A 16,511-nucleotide genomic window follows, 5' to 3' on the forward strand; every position below is an offset into this window, starting at 1 on the left:
TTGTATTTCTAAAGAGGAAATACATTCGCAACTGGAAAAACACTATGGCTAACCTTGTCGAGACTGCCAGCGAGGCCGGCTCTTTTAAAACGTTAATGACAGTGGTTGAAGCAGCGGATTTGCTAGAACTTTTGGAAAGTCCTGGCCCTTACACTGTTTTCGCCCCCACCGACGAAGCATTTGCCAAGATTCCAACGGAAACATTGGCTTCTTTAATGGAAGACATTCCCAAGCTGAAGCAAATTTTGAGTTATCACGTCCTTTCTGGCGATGTCAGAACTGATAACTTAGATGAACTCCAGTCTGCTGAGACAGTTGAAGGTGGCTTAGTTGGGATTGATAAATCTGAGGGTGGCTACAAAATCAATGACGCGAAGGTTTTGCAAGCAGATATCCTCACAGATAATGGTGTCATTCACATCATTGACACCGTGTTGATACCGGCACTCGTATCCGTTAACTAAACGAGATCGGCACATCCGACATCGTCATAAAATCGCAGAAAAACACAGATAGATTGTCTGTGTTTTTCTGGGTTTATTTACACTTCTTATACTGTCAAAGATTGCCCAAAAAAAGAGTGGTAATGCCGGCTAAATTTAGCCCACACCAAGGATGCACCCACTCCGGGGAGGAATATCCAATTTGAGCTGAGATGCCCCTTCACCCGTCCACTCAAACTCAGCAGAACCGTATAACAACTTATTCGGTTTAGATTGCAAACCTGTCACCTCAAAAGTTACCTGAGATGCTGCACTTCCCACATTCAGGATAACAATCAATTCCTCAGTCCCCAAAATGCGAGCAAAGGCATAAGTTGCCGCATGAGCGTACAGAACTTGATAGCTGCCGGTGCGGAGACACTTATACTGATGGCGCAGGGCAATAAGCTGTTTATGGTAATCTAGAACATCCCGTTCCCAGTTAGATTCCATTGGAAACCCACGGCGCGAATCGGGGTCGAGCTTGCCTACTAAACCAACTTCATCACCATAATAAACGCTCGGTGCACCAGGGAACGTCATCAGCATCAGCGTTGCCAATTCTACACTCGGTTTATCACCGCCGGCAATCGAAATTAGCCGCGCTGTATCGTGACTGGCGAGTAAATTGAGCTGAGTTAGTTGAATTTCCCAAGGGTAAAGTTCCAGCAAATACTGAATCTTTTCCGCATATTCGGGTGCGAATAGGGGTGGATAAGGACTGTAGGATCTGTCCTTAACTTGGTCGATATCAACGCGATCACCGGCGGTAAAAGCAATGGTTGGCGCAGTAAATAGATAATTCATCACCCCGTCAAATTGCGTACCATCCAGCCACTCGCGGGAATCTCCCCAAACTTCCCCAACGATATAAGCTTCTGGGTTAGCAGCTTTGACGCGATCACGAAATTCTTGCCAAAAACCGGGTGTTTTAATTTCAAACGGCACATCTAAACGCCAACCATCAATGCCGAATTTAATCCAATATTCGGCAATTTCCATAATGTATTCCCGCACTTCCGGGTTGTCATGGTTGAATGCCGGCAGCGCCCGGTTGCCATCCCAACCCACATAATTCGCCGGGAATTCCCCATTATAAGCAGATAACGGCCAGCCTTCAATCTTAAACCAATCTAGCCAAGGCGAATGGGGACCGTTTTCCAAAACATCGTGGAAAAAGAAAAATCCCCGGCTGGAATGGTTGAACACCCCATCCAGAACCACTTTAATATTCCGTTCATGGGCGGCATCTAGCAATTCTTTAAAAGCTGGATTTCCGCCCAACATCGGATCGACTTGATAATAGTCGTGAGTATGGTAGCGGTGGTTACTAGCAGATTGAAAGATAGGCGTGAAGTAAATCGCGTTAATTCCCAAATCTTGCAGATAATCTAGCTGTTCCATCACGCCCCATAAGTCTCCGCCTTTGTAGCCTTGGAGTGTGGGCATTTCATGCCAATCTTCCCAAGAGGCATTTTTTAATAGCCGCTTGCGAGGCTGCTGGCTTTTAGCAAAGCGGTCTGGAAATATTTGGTAGAATACAGCGTGTTTGACCCAATCTGGAGTTTGAATTTGCATAGATTTTTAGTAGCCTTTCCTCGCTTAGGCTACAAGGGTCTAGCCGGCTTGTGGATCTAGCTTTGGGTAGAAAGCCGCTATTTTAGGGTTGGGGATGTGTCGGTTAGGGTTAGATGCCGGTTTTTTTGTCAGGAAATTTACACTTTACCTCTATTTCCAAATTGCTTTCGGCCTTGCCTTCTGTAATGTAAGGAATGCCGGCAGAGCCGCCCAGTTTCATCCCAAATTTGAGTGTAACCTCTTCAATCTCAGCCGCTCCAAAATCCTTAAAGGCACTCAAGACATACGAGGTATAGTCCCGAATCATCTTTCGCGCTAGCTGCATTTGGGCGATTGTGTCTGTTCCTAAACCCCTTTGCTCATCATAAGGGCTAGTGTTCCCTGGATTGAGATTAGTAAAAACTTTAGCGAGTTGATAGTCACTAATCCTGAAGGCCAGACAGATTATGAACGTATTAAAAGGTTCAGCTTGTTGTATGAAGAACTGTCACTAAAATTTGCGGAAATTTCAAATAATCGAACTGAAATTATCGATGAAGTTCGCACCAGTCTGCATGAAAGAATTAACCTTATCTTCTCACAATTATTAATAACCTATTGTGATATAGAGGAGTAATAAACCCCACAGGCCCAATTAATAGACATTTTTCACAAATGGGAGGTTATGCTTCCCATTTTTCATTCACCCTCCCACCCTAACCGGCTCTTAACCTAACATCCTGCCTTCCCCCCTTGCCAACGATCCCGCACAGTCCGACACTGGACATGAGAGATCACCGGCATTTGGGAGGAATTCAGTGAAAAAAGTCTTAGCGATCATCCTCGGCGGCGGCGCAGGCACCCGCCTCTATCCACTCACCAAACTACGGGCGAAACCGGCAGTTCCCATTGCCGGCAAATATCGCCTAATTGATATCCCCGTCAGTAACTGCATCAACTCAGAAATCTATAAAATCTACGTCCTTACCCAATTCAATTCAGCCTCCCTCAACCGCCACATCGCCCGTGCTTACTCGTTTTCTGGCTTCACGGAAGGGTTTGTGGAAGTGCTCGCTGCCCAACAAACCGCCGAAAACCCGAACTGGTTCCAGGGAACCGCAGATGCCGTGCGCCAGTATCTGTGGCTAATGCAGGAATGGGATGTTGATGAATACCTCATTCTCTCTGGCGATCACCTCTATCGCATGGACTACCGGCAGTTCGTGGAACGTCACCGCGAAACCGGCGCAGATATCACCCTCTCTGTCTTACCCATCGACGAGAAACGCGCCTCTGATTTTGGCTTATTGAAAATCGACGACAAAGGGCGGGTGATCTCCTTCAGCGAAAAGCCCAAAGGCGACGCCTTGAAAGAAATGCAGGTTGATACTACAACCCTCGGCTTATCACCTGAACAAGCCAAGAAAAGCCCCTATATCGCCTCAATGGGGATTTATGTCTTCAACAGAGATGTCATGGTCAAACTGTTGGAAGAAGCCCCAGATCGGACTGATTTTGGTAAAGAAATCATCCCCGCTTCCGCGAAAGACTACAACGTTCAAGCTTACTTATTCAACGATTACTGGGAAGACATTGGAACCATAGAAGCCTTCTATGAAGCCAACCTGGCTTTAACCAAACAACCGCACCCGGATTTTAGCTTCTACGACGAAAAAGCCCCCATCTACACTCGCGCCCGTTACTTGCCACCTACAAAACTGTTAGATTGTCAAGTCACTGAATCGATGATCGGAGAAGGCTGCATCCTCAAAGAATGCCGCATCGATCACTCTGTTTTAGGCGTGCGTTCTCGCGTGGAAGCCCGCTGCCACATCGAAGACTCTCTCGTGATGGGTTCTGACTTCTACGAACCCTTCGCCGAACGTCAATCCGGCTTACAAAAAGGCGGCGTACCTTTGGGCATCGGTTCCGACACCACCATTCGTCGCGCTATCGTCGATAAAAATGCTCGGATAGGCCGGCACGTCCAAATCATCAATAAAGATAGAGTAGAAGAAGCCAATCGTGAAGACGACGGTTTCTACATCCGTAGCGGCATCGTTGTCGTATTGAAAAATGCGGTCATTGCCGACAGAACTGTTATTTAGCATTTTGGATTTTAGATTTTGGATTTTGGATTAACCCTCTAAAATCTAAAATCTAAAGTCTAAAACTTCGATGACTAAACTCATTTTACTAATCGGGCTTCCTGGGAGTGGAAAAACTTATTTAACGCAATACTTGATCGCAGACTGCCCACGCCGGCACCACATCTCCACAGACGCAATCCGGGCTAAGCTATTTGGAGATGAATCGATTCAAGGGCCGTGGTTGCTTGTTTGGCGAGAAGTACAACGTCAGTTTCAGCAAGCCCGAATCCACGCCCCCTCAGCCATTTATGATGCCACCAATGCAGCCCGTAAACAGCGCCGCGAAGCCATTATGCTGGCAAGAAAGGCCGGTTTTACCCACATCACCGGCTTGTGGTTAGACACCCCCTTAAAGCAGTGCTTACAACGCAACCGGCAGCGAGGCCGGCAAGTCCCAGAAGAAGTCATCTTGCGAATGCACCGGCAGATGAGTGACGCCCCTCCAGCCCTTCAAGATGGCCTTGATCAGCTAATCCGTTGGTCGCCTGCCGGCATTAGTACGGAAATTGCGATCATACGCTAAGAAAAAACCGAACTAGAGGCATACCTAACCTTAGGTAATCTGAAGCTAGAGAAGTGAGAATTTTTTTTCTATCACCTCTTCATCAATCGGATAATACTAAGCCGATATCCGATTTTCCTCGTTTTGAGTGCAGCGCCGCCCTAAGACTTTTAACTGCAACTAAAGACACTCACAACTGGGCACTCAGCACTCTCTATGACGTTATAGAAAAAAAACTTTAAACTTATTCATTAAAACAGAGGTGACTGGTTAATGGCTGCAACCGATTTTAAAGACTACTATGCAATTTTGGGTATCAGTAAAACTTCCAGTGCGGATGACATTAAAAAGACTTACCGCAAACTGGCACGGAAATACCACCCAGACATGAATCCTGGCAATCGGGAGGCAGAAGCCCACTTCAAAGAAGTAACTGAAGCTTACGAAGTCTTATCTGACCCGGAAAAGCGCAAAAAATACGATCAATTCGGTCAATATTGGAAACAAGCTGGGCCAGGGCCAGGATGGTCATCTGCCCCTGGTGTAGATGTTAATAACTTCGACTTTAGCCAGTTCGGCAGTTTTGACGAATTCATTAACGAATTACTCGGTCGAGTTGGCAGCACCGGCCCTACTGCCGGTCGCAATCCGCGCTGGAATTATAACTACCGCACCAACACAGGTGGCCCAACCGGCTTTGGAGGCTTTGAAAATGGTTCAGGGGTTGGCAATCAATCAGCCGGCCCTTCTGCAGATCGAGAGGGAACGATTACTCTTACCTTTTCTGAAGCCTTTCAAGGTGTGCAGAGACGCTTGAGTTTGGGTAATGAAATGATTGATGTGCGAATTCCCGCCGGGGCTAAACCCGGAAGTCGCATTCGCGTTAAAGGTAAAGGTCAGCTCAATGCCTACAGCCAGCAGCGGGGAGATCTTTATTTAGTTGTCGAAATCCAGCCTCACACGTTCTTCCAATTTGATGGAGAGAATCTTGTCTGTGAGGTGCCGGTGACCCCTGATGAGGCCGTCTTAGGCAGTCAACTTGAAATCCCTACACCCGATGGGACTGTCACCATGAATGTCCCCGCCGGCATTCGTTCCGGTCAATCCCTACGGCTGCGTGGCAAAGGCTGGCCACGTCCAAAAGGAGGCCGCAGTGACCAACTGGTGCGAATCGTGATTGTGCCACCAAAAGATATCAGCGCGACTGAGCGCGAATTATACGAAAAAATTCGCGATTCTCGCAGCTTTAATCCCCGCAGTCATTTTCAGCAAATTCGCTTGTAAATTTTCTCCTCACCAAGTTTGTTAGGACGCGGCACTATCCCGCGTCTTTTTTTTATGAAGGTATTAAAAGGCCGGCTACAAAAGGGTTGATTATGTTGGTACTGGCAATTTTAAACCCTTTTTAGCTCCAAATAAAATATTAAGATTCAACGCTCTGCTAGATTTAACTTAGTTTTTGCCGGCCTAATAAAAAGCCCGACGAACTGCTAAATTGGAATCGAAGAGATTCAACTATAGATCACCGGCACTTCATTCTCGACTGTGCAGGCTGGCGTGACTCTGCCCAGCGAGTATTAAATTCAGATAAATACTCCTTGGCAATTTCCCCGTTGTTAAGAATCACCACATTTTCATCATTGCGCCGATCTGCATTATTCGAGAAATTATAAGAGCCGGTGATTACGGTATTATTATCAATCACAATAACTTTGTGGTGAAAAGCACTGGGATTACTATCTTGACGCACCGGCATCCCAGCACAGTAAAACTTAGGCAGTTCACTGTACTCCGTTTCACTGCCATTTTTTTCAAAAATTCCCTGCACATCCACTCCCGCTTTTGCGCGATTCAGCATCGCCGCACCCAGTTGTTCGTGAGTAAATGAAAAAGCCATAAATCGAATACTGCTTTTCGCATTATTAATCAGCGGCAACAATTTACTTGATACTTTATCCTCAGGGGCAAATAACACCTGTACCGACGTTCCATTTACGGTGACTTGTTGCAAATCCACTGTTGAGGGAGAAGAAGGGCCAAATTGGCCGGCCCACATTTCTGCAAATTCTTGCTCGAATATCACCGCTAATTCTGGCGAATTTAGAAAAATCGCATTATTGTTATTTCTTTGTGTGCCATTGATCGTTAAATTTGTGGAGCCGGTCCAGACGACTCGATTATCAAAGATAATAAATTTGTTGTGCATCAAATCCGGTCGGTCATCTGCCTTTACAGGAATTCCCGCCCGCTTTAGCTGAGCGAATTGTCCGTGTCCCGGATCTTTATCTTCTGCCAATCCATATTCGTCATCTGTCACCCATTTAATATCAACTCCGCGCTTCTTCGCGGCAATCAGTGCCTCAGCAATTGAATCGAGATTGAATTCAAATGCGGCAATATGAATACTACTTTTACTACTGTTAATATTAGTAACCAATTCGGCTACAATCGTATTATTTGGTGGGGTGGGATTGGTGAACTGAATTTGCCACCAAGATTTTTGGAATAAACCGCAGCCGGCTAATCCGCAAATAAGGGAAGCCATTAACAACGCAGAGATGGTGCGTCGATATTGAGTGCTGAGGAAGTTTGGGAAGGCTTTGAGTGTTATTTTTCCAAAGTCAATAATACGTTGTGGAATACTTTTTTTAAATTTAAGTTTTGAATTTTTGCTAGAACTTTGCTTAATTGAATTCATAACATTAAAAAATGAGAGTCTTCCTGTCTTGTCTGATCAAATCTAAATTGATATGTGAAAAATTACGGCTGTGCTTCCTCATGTGAACCTTCAACAAGCCGGCGAAGATTGAGAATCCATTCGGACGGTTCCTCTAGCAGTGGTTGCTTTAATAATGCTTGCTGCTGTGCCTTGTTTGGGGGTTGGTAATTTGGGTAAATCTTGGCAGCTTGTTCTAGAATCTCATTCAGTGAAGACTCACCGGCACGATCATCCCTGTCCTCTCCTGTGGTAACCCACTGATTGACTGATCGCATCAGCAAGCGGACGGCGCGAAGTTTGGGGGCGATGAAGGTTTCAGCCGCTTCCTCATCTAAATCAGCCGTGTCTCGCACAATTAGTTTGACACAGGCTAAGCCCCAGTCCAGCAAAGCGCTAGCTGCCGGCTCATCTAGTTGAGCGGTGAGAGCTTCATTGTCCAAAAGGCTTTCTGCGGCCAGATTCATCCGTTGCGTAAGCGGCTCAGTCATACAATTTTAGATTTTAGAGTGGAGATTGAGAAAATTTTATTTAAATGCTTGCTAGAAAAGGCGTTCAGATTCGTAGATTGGGTTGAGCATAGCCAAAGCTAACCTACAGGAAAATCCCAAAATGTGCCGCAGATGAGCGCAAGTGTGGCAGCGATCCCCACCGCAGAAGCCGGTGCCCTGTGAATCCCTCAAACGCCGGCTACCAGCAGTTAGTGGCCACTTTGCGCTAGACTGTAACAATTCATTCAAATTGTTTAGCTATAAAACGTTACGATAAGTCACATCGTATTAAATTTTTATTGGCCTTTACACAAATTGCTTCAATTGAGGACTCTATCAGGGTTCCCAGCCGAAATCTTGAGGCTGGAAAACGGCTTAACAGTGATTCACCAATCGGTTCCGGCCACACCTGTGGCTGTTGTAGATGTTTGGGTCAGAGCCGGCGCAATGGCAGAACCGGCGCAATGGTCTGGAATGGCGCACTTTTTAGAACACATGATCTTTAAAGGCACCGATCTGATGCCGCCTGGGGTATTTGATTGCGTAATCGAAAATCGGGGCGGAATGACAAATGCGGCCACGAGTCACGACTACGCACATTTCTTCACGCTCACAGCAGCCGAGTATTTAAAAGATACCCTGCCGGCTTTGGCAGAACTTATTTTACACGCCGCTATCCCAGACGATGAATTTGTCCGCGAGCGCGATGTCGTGTTAGAGGAAATCCGTCAAACTGCTGATAACCCGGACTGGTTAGCCTTTCAAGCCCTGATGGAGATTGTTTACCCTCGCCACCCCTACGGACGGCCAATCCTGGGAACTGAGGCTAAATTGATGCAGCATTCACCCCAGGAAATGCGGAGTTTCCACCGAACGCACTATCAACCAGAAAACATGGCTGTCGTGATAGTCGGTGATGTGGAGTTGGAACCGGCCCTGGAATTAGTGAATCAAGCCTTTGAGAAATTTCCCGTCCCAGAAAAATGTCCCAAAATCCAAACCGAAGCTGAACCGCCGATGATCGAAATCCGCCGGCGGGAACTGTATGTTCCCCGGTTGGAACAGGCGCGGCTAATTATGGCTTGGACAGGACCAGGGGTCGATCAGTTACAAGATGCTTACGGATTAGATTTACTCTCGGTGCTGCTAGGAGAAGGGCGAACCTCTCGCTTAGTCCGGGACTTGCGGGAAGAGAGGCGATGCGTTCAAGGGGTTAACTGTAGTTTCTCCCTACAACAGGAATCGAGTTTGTTAACGATCAGTGCCTGGTTAGATCCAAAAAATGTGGAGTCGGTGGAAGCATTGATTTGCGAGCATCTCATGCAATTGCAAGCAAAACCAATTTCTGAAGCAGAACTCGCTCGCTGCAAACGCTTGCTGTGTAATGACTATGCCTTTTCAACAGAAACCCCGATTCAGCTAGCCGGTTTATACGGTTATTACCATACCATTGCCCGCTCGGAAATGTCTGTGACGTATCCGACAAAAATTCAGTCCTATCAAGCCAAAGATTTACAGCGTTTAGCCGCTCAGTATCTCTCCCCCTACTACTACGCAGTTACGGTGCTTAAACCTCTTTAATTCTTAATTCGTCACCGGCATTTAGCTCGCTCCATCTCCCCATTTTCTAAAATCCCATCCCCAACTAAAACGTGAATCAAACTTTAATGCAATCTTTTCAGAACCGGACTGTTCATCGCACTGTTCTCAACAATGGGATGGTAGTGCTATTGGTAGAAAATCCCGCTGCCGATATTATTGCCTCTCGGATTTTTGTCCGCGCCGGCAGCCGGTGCGAACCCAGACATCAAGCGGGGCTAGCTCACCTACTCGCAGCAGTTCTGACAAAAGGAACTAGCCGGCTTTCTTCCCTAGAAATTGCTGAGCAGGTAGAGTCTGTTGGAGCGAGTCTGGGTGCAGATGCCACCCCAGATTATTTCTTGCTAAGTCTGAAAACCGTTTCCTCTGACTTTGCTCAGATGCTCGACTTGGCGGGGCAACTGCTGAGAGCGCCAACTTTCCCAGAAGCAGAGGTGGAACTGGAACAATGCCTCACACTTCAAGGCATTCGCTCTCAGCAGGAACAGCCGTTTGCGATCGCATTCGAGCAGCTGCGGCAAGCCATGTACCCGGATCATCCCTATGCCTTCTCTAGCCTGGGAACCGAAGCCACGGTTTCTCAACTGACGTGCGACGATCTGCACCACTATCACCAAACGTATTTCCGCCCAGATAATGTAGTTATTAGTTTGGCCGGTCGGATTGCGCCAGAATACGCCCTGGAACTAATCAGTGAAGTGTTTGGAGATTGGCAAGCACCGGCAACGCCTCTGCCGGCTCTGGTGCTGCCGGTGCCGAACCCTAAACCTCAGCAAATTGTCACTCCCCTCCAGACGCAGCAATCGATTGTTATGCTGGGCTATCTCGCGCCTTCTGTACGGTGTGCAGAAACCACAGAAGCGCCCGAAAATTCAAGTGAACCTTTAAACTTCCCCACCACCAAAGCAGTCAGCGCCGATTATGCAGCGCTGAAGCTCCTGAATACTTACTTAGGAAATGGTCTCTCCAGCCGGCTGTTTGTGGAATTGCGAGAGAAGCGCGGCTTGGCTTACGAAGTTTCGGCACTGTATCCTACGCGTCTGGATACGTCCCAGTTTGCGGTTTACATGGGCACTGCACCCGACAACACTGCAACAGCGCTAGCCGGCTTGCGGACAGAAGTAGAGCGCCTCTGCAACGTGGTACTCAGTGATGAAGAATTACAAGCAGCAAAGAATAAGTTGCTGGGGCAGTACGCTTTAGGTAAACAAACCAACGCTCAACTCGCTCAGGTGTTTGGCTGGTACGAGACGTTAGGGCTGGGAATTGAATTCGATTCGAGTTTTACCGCAGCGATTAGTGCGGTGACGGCACCTGTGGCTCAGCAAGCGGCTTGCCGATATTTCAGTGAACCTTTTATCTCTTTGGTCGGGCCGGCTGCTGCGGTGACTCAAGTGCCGGTTGTGGCCCTTTCCTAGGGCAATCGAGCAAAATAACTGACCCACACTCGATTAAAATCCCTTTCCAATTTCCAGAAAAAGGGTTTTGCTGGGCTGAGGGTTGAACCTATCAATCAGCGTTAAAATCTGCGGCTTGCGGCGAGTGCTAGCGGGGGAATTCCCTAAGGAATGCTCAAGTCGGCTCAGCTGCAAGTTTGGTGTGGCAACTTGCAACGCGCTATAACTCTTTGCAAGTGTTATTTTTCGCTTGTCATAATAGATGAAATTATTTTTATTTGAAAGAAGTATTTCCGAGTTTCTATAGATACAGAAAAACTCGTCTTCAGCATCAAGGTTTTTCCCTGCAATTACAAATTCTGGGTCAAACAACTCTATTTTTGTAAAGATTTAATTTGACCTTTAACAACTTTCTTACCACAAGCCGGTGAAGTGCGATAATTGATGCCATCATCAGGAATTTGTCAAGGGTGTAGTTTAAAATTTGTTGGTAATAAAATTGACAAATCATTTTTTTTATGATGTCAAAAACCCCAGTTCGCGTGGCCTGGTTAATTGGCTGTGGGATCTGTTATAGCTTCAATTTCATCGGCATCGCCAACGCTCAAATTACCCCAGATACAACTCTGCCGCGTAACACAACGGTTACCCCAGCCGGCAATGTCATCCAGATTGAAGGCGGAACCCAAGCCGGCAGCAGTTTATTCCACAGTTTCCGAGAATTTTCTGTTCCGACAAATACCGAAGCATTCTTTAACAATGCAGCCGATATTCAAAATATCTTCAGTCGCGTCACCGGCAGCACAATTTCCAACATTGATGGTTTAATTCGCGCTAACGGGACAGCTAACCTGTTTCTGCTTAACCCAAATGGCATCCTGTTTGGCCCCAATGCCCGGTTAAACATCGGGGGTTCCTTTATGGGGACAACGGCAAACAGTATTCAATTTGCCGATGGCAGCGAATTCAGTGCGGTTAATCCCACTGCCCCACCGATATTGACCGTGAATGTCCCGATTGGCTTACAATTAGGGCCAAATCCAGGCGGAATTCAAGTCGAAGGGTTGGGGAATCAACTTGCATTTGATCCAGAAACTTTAGCAACCCTTCGAGAAGATAGACCGGCTGGACTTGAAGTGAATGCCGGCAATACCTTAACCCTGGTTGGCGGTAATATTACACTTGTTGGCGGCAATTTAACCGCAGAATCTGGGCGAATTGAACTGGGAAGCGCTGCCGGTGGAACCGTCGCCCTCATACCCACGAATTCAGGCTGGACGCTTCAGTATCCAGATATTCAAAATTTTCAAGATATCCGTCTTTCTCAAGCGGCTTCCATTAGTAGCAGTGGCACCGGCGGCGGCGACGTTCACCTCATGGGCCGGCGCATTACGCTGAGTGAAGGTTCAGCCATTTTAGCCGATACCTTGGGCGACCAACCCGGAGGCAGCCTGATTGTTCGTGCCACCGAATCCGTTGAATTAACCAGTAGTCCCGGTGCATTTTCCAGCAGTCTCTTTGCCAGCGTTGACCCCGGCGCAACCGGCAATGGCGGCAAGTTGCTCATCGAAACCGATCACTTGAGTGTTGCAGATGGCGCGATTATTGGAGCAGATACCTTTGGATCTGGCAACGCCGGCAGTTTAACGATCCAAGCAAATTTAGTAGAATTCCTGGCCGGCAGCGTGGTAGAAACTTCTGTGTATACAGGAGCCACAGGTCAGGGCGGAAACTTAATTATTCAAGCGGAGCGCTTGTTAGTAACAGATGGGGCACAAGTTTTAACCTTTACCCTAGGTGGCGGTGATGCCGCCCAAATGACGGTAAAAGCCAGAGAAGTTGAAGTCACTGGCACTTCAGAATCTGGAATATTTGCCAGCGTTTTAGCCGCCTCTGTCGAACCGGGGGCAACTGGCAACGGCGGTAAACTCACCATCGAAGCCGAAAGCTTGCGAATCACCAATGGTGCGCGGGTGGGCGTTGAAAGCCTAAGTTTTGGTAATGCCGGGGAAGTCAGCGTGCGGGCAAATCTGGTTGAAGTTGCCGGTACTTCAGTCTTGGGAAGTCCGAGCACATTATCCGCTGACACCACAGATGCCGGTTTGGGAGGTGACTTAACCCTGGAAACGGCAAGGCTGATCGTCCGGGATGGCGGACAGATCGCCACGGGCACCTTGGGCAGCCGTGCGGGGGGGAACCTGAATATTAAAGCCTCTGAGTCTGTTGAAGTGAGCGGGTCAGTGCCGGCAGTTCCTCCCATCAAGCGCGACTTTTTCCGCGATGAGTCAGGACAGCATTTTCCCAGCGGGTTATTTGCCAGTTCTCAGGGAACTGGAGATGCCGGCAACTTAATCCTTGAGACACAGCGGCTGATCGTTGGTGATGGGGCGCAAGTCTCCGTCAGTTCCAATCAAACGGGGGGTGCCGGCAACCTTAATCTGAATGCCGACCAGATCCGCCTTGATCGAGGAATACTCAGCGCCGCCGCCGCCCAAGGAAATCAAGGTAACATGACCCTCAACGCCTCTGATATTCAACTACAGCGCGGCAGCCAAATCACCACAAACGCCACCGGCACCGCCACCGGCGGCAATATTACCATCAATGCCGATACCTTAGCTGCCTTGGGAAATAGCGATATCACTGCCAATGCCACCGGCAGCTTTGGCGGTCAGGTTATTATCAATGCACAAGGCATTTTTGGCACAGAATTTCGGCCAACGCTGACGATCCAGAGTGATATTACTGCCACCTCCAGCCTCGGCGCACAGTTTAGCGGCACTGTACAACTGAATACCCCCGATGTCGATCCGGCTTCAGGTGTGGTTGAGTTAGCCCAAAAGCCGGTTGATCCGAGCACTCAAATTGCTGCCGGTTGCACAGCAGCTAGAGGCAGTAGCTTCACCGATACCGGACACGGCGGTTTGCCGGCTGATCCCACTCAAACCCTCAGAGGAACAGCACGTTGGCAGGATCTGCGTCCCCTAGAAGCTGTTGGGCAGATTGTAGGGGAGAGCGAAAGAGGGGGAGAAAGGGAGACGGGGATTTCCCAATTTTCAGTTGCCAACCCCCAGCCCCCAATTATTGAAGCAACTGGATGGATTATCAATAACAAAGGTCAGATGGAGCTGGTAGCAAAGGCTCCCAATCTCACTTTTTCTAGTTCTTGGAATCAGTCGGCTGGTTGTGACAATTCAGCAACTCCTCTGAATTAGGGTTTCAAGTAAACTAATTTTTTTAATTCTATTAATAAGGCAAGATTTCTATGTGCAAATACCCGAGTTTTCTAGCCTCGATAATGAACAGTGCTGTCTGTTTGAGCTTGATAGCAGCCGGCACTGTTAACGCTCAAATTATCCCAGATACAACACTGCCAAATAACAGCAACGTCAACGCTGCCGGCAACACAATTCAAATTGAAGGCGGAACCCAAGTCGGCAACAATTTATTTCACAGCTTCCGGGAATTTTCTGTTCCGACAAATCGCGAAGCTGTTTTTAACAACTCCTCTACAATTAAAAATATTTTCAGCCGCGTCACCGGCAGCACAATCTCTAATATTGACGGATTAATTCGCGCCAACGGAACGGCTAATTTATTTCTGCTCAATCCCAATGGCATGATTTTTGGCCCGAATGCCAAGCTTGATATTGGGGGATCTTTTATTGGAACAACGGCGAACAGTCTTCTATTTGCCGGCGGTACTTCCTTCAGCGCGATCAATCCCCAAGCGCCTCCTTTATTAACTGTTAATGTACCCATTGGGTTGCAAGTGGGTGAAAATTCAGGAGATATTGTTGTTCTAGGTGCCGGTCGCTCTTTAAGTTTTAGTTTAGAAACTGGATTAGAACGAGAAGCCCCAATGACCTCTTTAAGTGTCAAAGCCGGTCAAACCTTAGCCTTAGTTGGGGGAAATATTCATCTAGAAGGTGGAAATTTAATCGCCCCCGCCGGCACGATTAATTTACTCGCTTTATCGAATGGCGAAATTGCCATTAATTCTAATGCTTCTCAAATTACCTTAACGCCTGAAACATCTGCCCAATTTAAGGATATCCGCCTAACTCAATCGGCTTCAGTTGATACCAGTGGCGATCCAGCCGGCTTGCTTCAATTTCAGGCGCGACGACTCACACTTGAAAACGGTTCAGTCATCTTTTCCATTAACGAAGGATCAGAATTAGCTAAAAGTTTAACCTTTAATATTTCCGAGTCAGTTGAATTAATTGGCAGAACTCCGGATGGAAAGTTTCCCAGCAGCATTATTTCTTGGACAAAAGCAAGCGGCGGCGGGGGCGAATTAAGCATTAACACCAATCAATTGATGCTCAGAGATAGTAGCGGGATACTTTCTGCCACAGACGCCACCGGCAATGCGGGTAATATTAATCTTCAAGCAAAGCAAGTTAGCTTAGGCGGACTGTCAACGAATGGGGGAAGTTTAACCGCTATTCAGTCGAATCCGTGGCCAACTTCAACAGGAAATGGAGCGAATGTCACAATAGCTGCTGAACAACTAACCGTGGAAAATGGAGCAGTGATTTCCGTATCAACTTTTGGTGCCGGCCAAGGTGGCAATATTAATATTCAAGCAGAACAGGTAAAGATTCGAGGTCGCTCTATAAACGGTCAAATTCGCAGTGGATTGTATGCGCGGACAACTCTGAATAATGCGACAGCATTAACAGGAGATGCCGGCACCGTTTCCGTAGCAGCCGATAGCTTAAGTCTTAGTGATGGGGCAGCAATTAATGTAGCAAGTTTAGGAACCGGAGAAGCCGGCAATATTGAACTCAATGCTAATACCGTAGAACTCAATAACGACGCTCTGATTACAGCCACCCGACGAGCCGGCCAGCAAGGTAATATTAGAATTCGCGCTCAAAATTTAAAATTACGTCAAGAAAGCCTAATTACAACCAATGCTAGCAGTACAATTGTTACCGATTCTGGGCAAGAAATTCCCACCAATGCGGAAGAGGTAAATGGCGGTAATATTGCCATCAAAACAGATAACTTAGTTGCCCTAGAAAATAGTGACATTAGTGCCAATGCAGAAACAAGTTTTGGTGGAGGAGTTACTATCAATGCTAGCGGCATTTTTGGCACAGAGTTTCGACCAACGCAAACCCCCAACAGCGATATCACTGCCACTTCCCAACTCGGCGCACAATTTACCGGCATTGTACAAATCAATACCCCCGATGTCGATCCGGCTTCAGGTGTGGTTGAGTTGCAAGAAAGTCTCGCTGATCCCAGCACTCAAATTGCCACCGGCTGTGTCACCTCCAACAGTGAATTTACCCTCACAGGACGCGGCGGCTTACCTTCTGATCCGACTCAAACACTGGCAGGCATGGCAATCTGGCGAGATTTACGCCCGGTTGGGATTGAGGGCAGCAATACAGCAGCAGCCAGGGCGCAAGCCGGTTCAATAGATGTCCTAGTCCCTAAGCCCCATCTCCCAATCATCGAAGCCACGGGATGGGTTAGAAATCATCAAGGACAGGTTGAATTAGTGGCAAAAGCTCCCAATGTTAGTTTTTCGAGTCCTTGGAATCCGTTGGCTCAGTGCCATAATTAATTTAGAAGGTCAGGTAATCAGGTGCACAACAGG

12 protein-coding genes are annotated in these 16,511 nt (G+C 47.6%); 8 read left to right on the forward strand and 4 right to left on the reverse strand.

Translation table 11 applies throughout. The features are described 5' to 3' along the window. Positions 1-44 precede the first annotated feature (44 nt). Positions 45-464, forward strand: a complete 420-nt coding sequence (locus tag H6F56_RS09235; protein WP_190667054.1) for a fasciclin domain-containing protein — start codon at positions 45-47, stop codon at positions 462-464. 135 nt (positions 465-599) lie between these two features. Here the strand turns inward: H6F56_RS09235 and H6F56_RS09240 are convergent, their stop codons facing one another. Together H6F56_RS09240 and H6F56_RS09245 are read right to left on the reverse strand one after the other, a co-directional pair. After that, positions 600-2,060, reverse strand: a complete 1,461-nt coding sequence (locus tag H6F56_RS09240; RefSeq protein WP_190667056.1) for a glycoside hydrolase family 13 protein — start codon at positions 2,058-2,060, stop codon at positions 600-602. Between the two features lie 109 nt (positions 2,061-2,169). Continuing rightward, positions 2,170-2,538, reverse strand: a complete 369-nt coding sequence (locus tag H6F56_RS09245) for a CU044_2847 family protein (RefSeq protein WP_309236485.1) — start codon at positions 2,536-2,538, stop codon at positions 2,170-2,172. A gap of 319 nt (positions 2,539-2,857) precedes the next feature. Here H6F56_RS09245 and H6F56_RS09250 point away from each other — a divergent pair, with 319 nt between their 5' ends. The 3 genes from H6F56_RS09250 to H6F56_RS09260 all read left to right on the forward strand — a co-directional run bounded on the left by H6F56_RS09250 (position 2,858) and on the right by H6F56_RS09260 (position 5,975). After that, a complete protein-coding gene (locus H6F56_RS09250) occupies positions 2,858-4,147 on the forward strand; it encodes a glucose-1-phosphate adenylyltransferase (RefSeq protein WP_190667058.1) in 1,290 nt (429 codons plus the stop codon). 70 nt (positions 4,148-4,217) lie between these two features. Further along, positions 4,218-4,712, forward strand: coding sequence for an AAA family ATPase (locus tag H6F56_RS09255; protein ID WP_190667060.1), 495 nt, complete (start codon positions 4,218-4,220; stop codon positions 4,710-4,712). 252 nt (positions 4,713-4,964) lie between these two features. Further along, complete coding sequence (locus tag H6F56_RS09260; RefSeq protein WP_190667062.1) at positions 4,965-5,975, forward strand: DnaJ C-terminal domain-containing protein; 1,011 nt, start codon at positions 4,965-4,967, stop codon at positions 5,973-5,975. 238 nt (positions 5,976-6,213) lie between these two features. On the opposite strand, the gene H6F56_RS09265 is transcribed toward H6F56_RS09260, so the two are convergent. After that, positions 6,214-7,389: a phospholipase D-like domain-containing protein gene (locus H6F56_RS09265; protein ID WP_190667064.1), complete on the reverse strand. Its 1,176-nt coding sequence runs from the start codon at positions 7,387-7,389 to the stop codon at positions 6,214-6,216. A gap of 62 nt (positions 7,390-7,451) precedes the next feature. Beyond that, entirely contained in the window at positions 7,452-7,898 is a 447-nt protein-coding gene (locus H6F56_RS09270) for a hypothetical protein (RefSeq protein WP_190667066.1), read from the reverse strand. Between the two features lie 315 nt (positions 7,899-8,213). Between H6F56_RS09270 and H6F56_RS09275 the strand changes: the two genes are divergently transcribed. The 4 genes from H6F56_RS09275 (at position 8,214) to H6F56_RS09290 (ending at position 16,478) form a co-directional block, all read left to right on the forward strand. Then, entirely contained in the window at positions 8,214-9,479 is a 1,266-nt protein-coding gene (locus H6F56_RS09275) for a M16 family metallopeptidase (RefSeq protein ID WP_190667068.1), read from the forward strand. Positions 9,480-9,565: 86 nt separating this feature from the next. Continuing rightward, positions 9,566-10,915 carry a M16 family metallopeptidase gene (locus H6F56_RS09280; protein WP_190667069.1) on the forward strand — a complete coding sequence of 450 codons (1,350 nt, stop codon included), beginning with the start codon at positions 9,566-9,568 and terminating at the stop codon, positions 10,913-10,915. Between the two features lie 497 nt (positions 10,916-11,412). Beyond that, positions 11,413-14,109 (forward strand): beta strand repeat-containing protein, encoded by a 2,697-nt coding sequence (locus H6F56_RS09285; RefSeq protein WP_190667071.1) that lies wholly within the window; start codon positions 11,413-11,415, stop codon positions 14,107-14,109. 83 nt (positions 14,110-14,192) lie between these two features. Further along, a complete protein-coding gene (locus H6F56_RS09290) occupies positions 14,193-16,478 on the forward strand; it encodes a filamentous hemagglutinin N-terminal domain-containing protein (protein ID WP_190667073.1) in 2,286 nt (761 codons plus the stop codon). Positions 16,479-16,511 lie beyond the last annotated feature (33 nt).

Origin of the sequence: Microcoleus sp. FACHB-672, from assembly GCF_014695725.1 — a bacterium.
Taxonomy (GTDB): Bacteria; Cyanobacteriota; Cyanobacteriia; order Cyanobacteriales; family Oscillatoriaceae; genus FACHB-68.

What these genes read in the sequence shown, in the direction of transcription:
- H6F56_RS09260 (WP_190667062.1), top strand. Translation starts at nt 4,965, where the DNA reads ATGGCTGCAACCGATTTTAAAGACTACTATGCAATTTTGGGTATCAGT.
- H6F56_RS09265 (WP_190667064.1), bottom strand. Translation starts at nt 7,389, where the DNA reads ATGAATTCAATTAAGCAAAGTTCTAGCAAAAATTCAAAACTTAAATTT.
- H6F56_RS09280 (WP_190667069.1), top strand. Translation starts at nt 9,566, where the DNA reads ATGCAATCTTTTCAGAACCGGACTGTTCATCGCACTGTTCTCAACAAT.
- H6F56_RS09240 (WP_190667056.1), bottom strand. Translation starts at nt 2,060, where the DNA reads ATGCAAATTCAAACTCCAGATTGGGTCAAACACGCTGTATTCTACCAA.
- H6F56_RS09285 (WP_190667071.1), top strand. Translation starts at nt 11,413, where the DNA reads ATGATGTCAAAAACCCCAGTTCGCGTGGCCTGGTTAATTGGCTGTGGG.
- H6F56_RS09270 (WP_190667066.1), bottom strand. Translation starts at nt 7,898, where the DNA reads ATGACTGAGCCGCTTACGCAACGGATGAATCTGGCCGCAGAAAGCCTT.
- H6F56_RS09255 (WP_190667060.1), top strand. Translation starts at nt 4,218, where the DNA reads ATGACTAAACTCATTTTACTAATCGGGCTTCCTGGGAGTGGAAAAACT.
- H6F56_RS09235 (WP_190667054.1), top strand. Translation starts at nt 45, where the DNA reads ATGGCTAACCTTGTCGAGACTGCCAGCGAGGCCGGCTCTTTTAAAACG.
- H6F56_RS09290 (WP_190667073.1), top strand. Translation starts at nt 14,193, where the DNA reads ATGAACAGTGCTGTCTGTTTGAGCTTGATAGCAGCCGGCACTGTTAAC.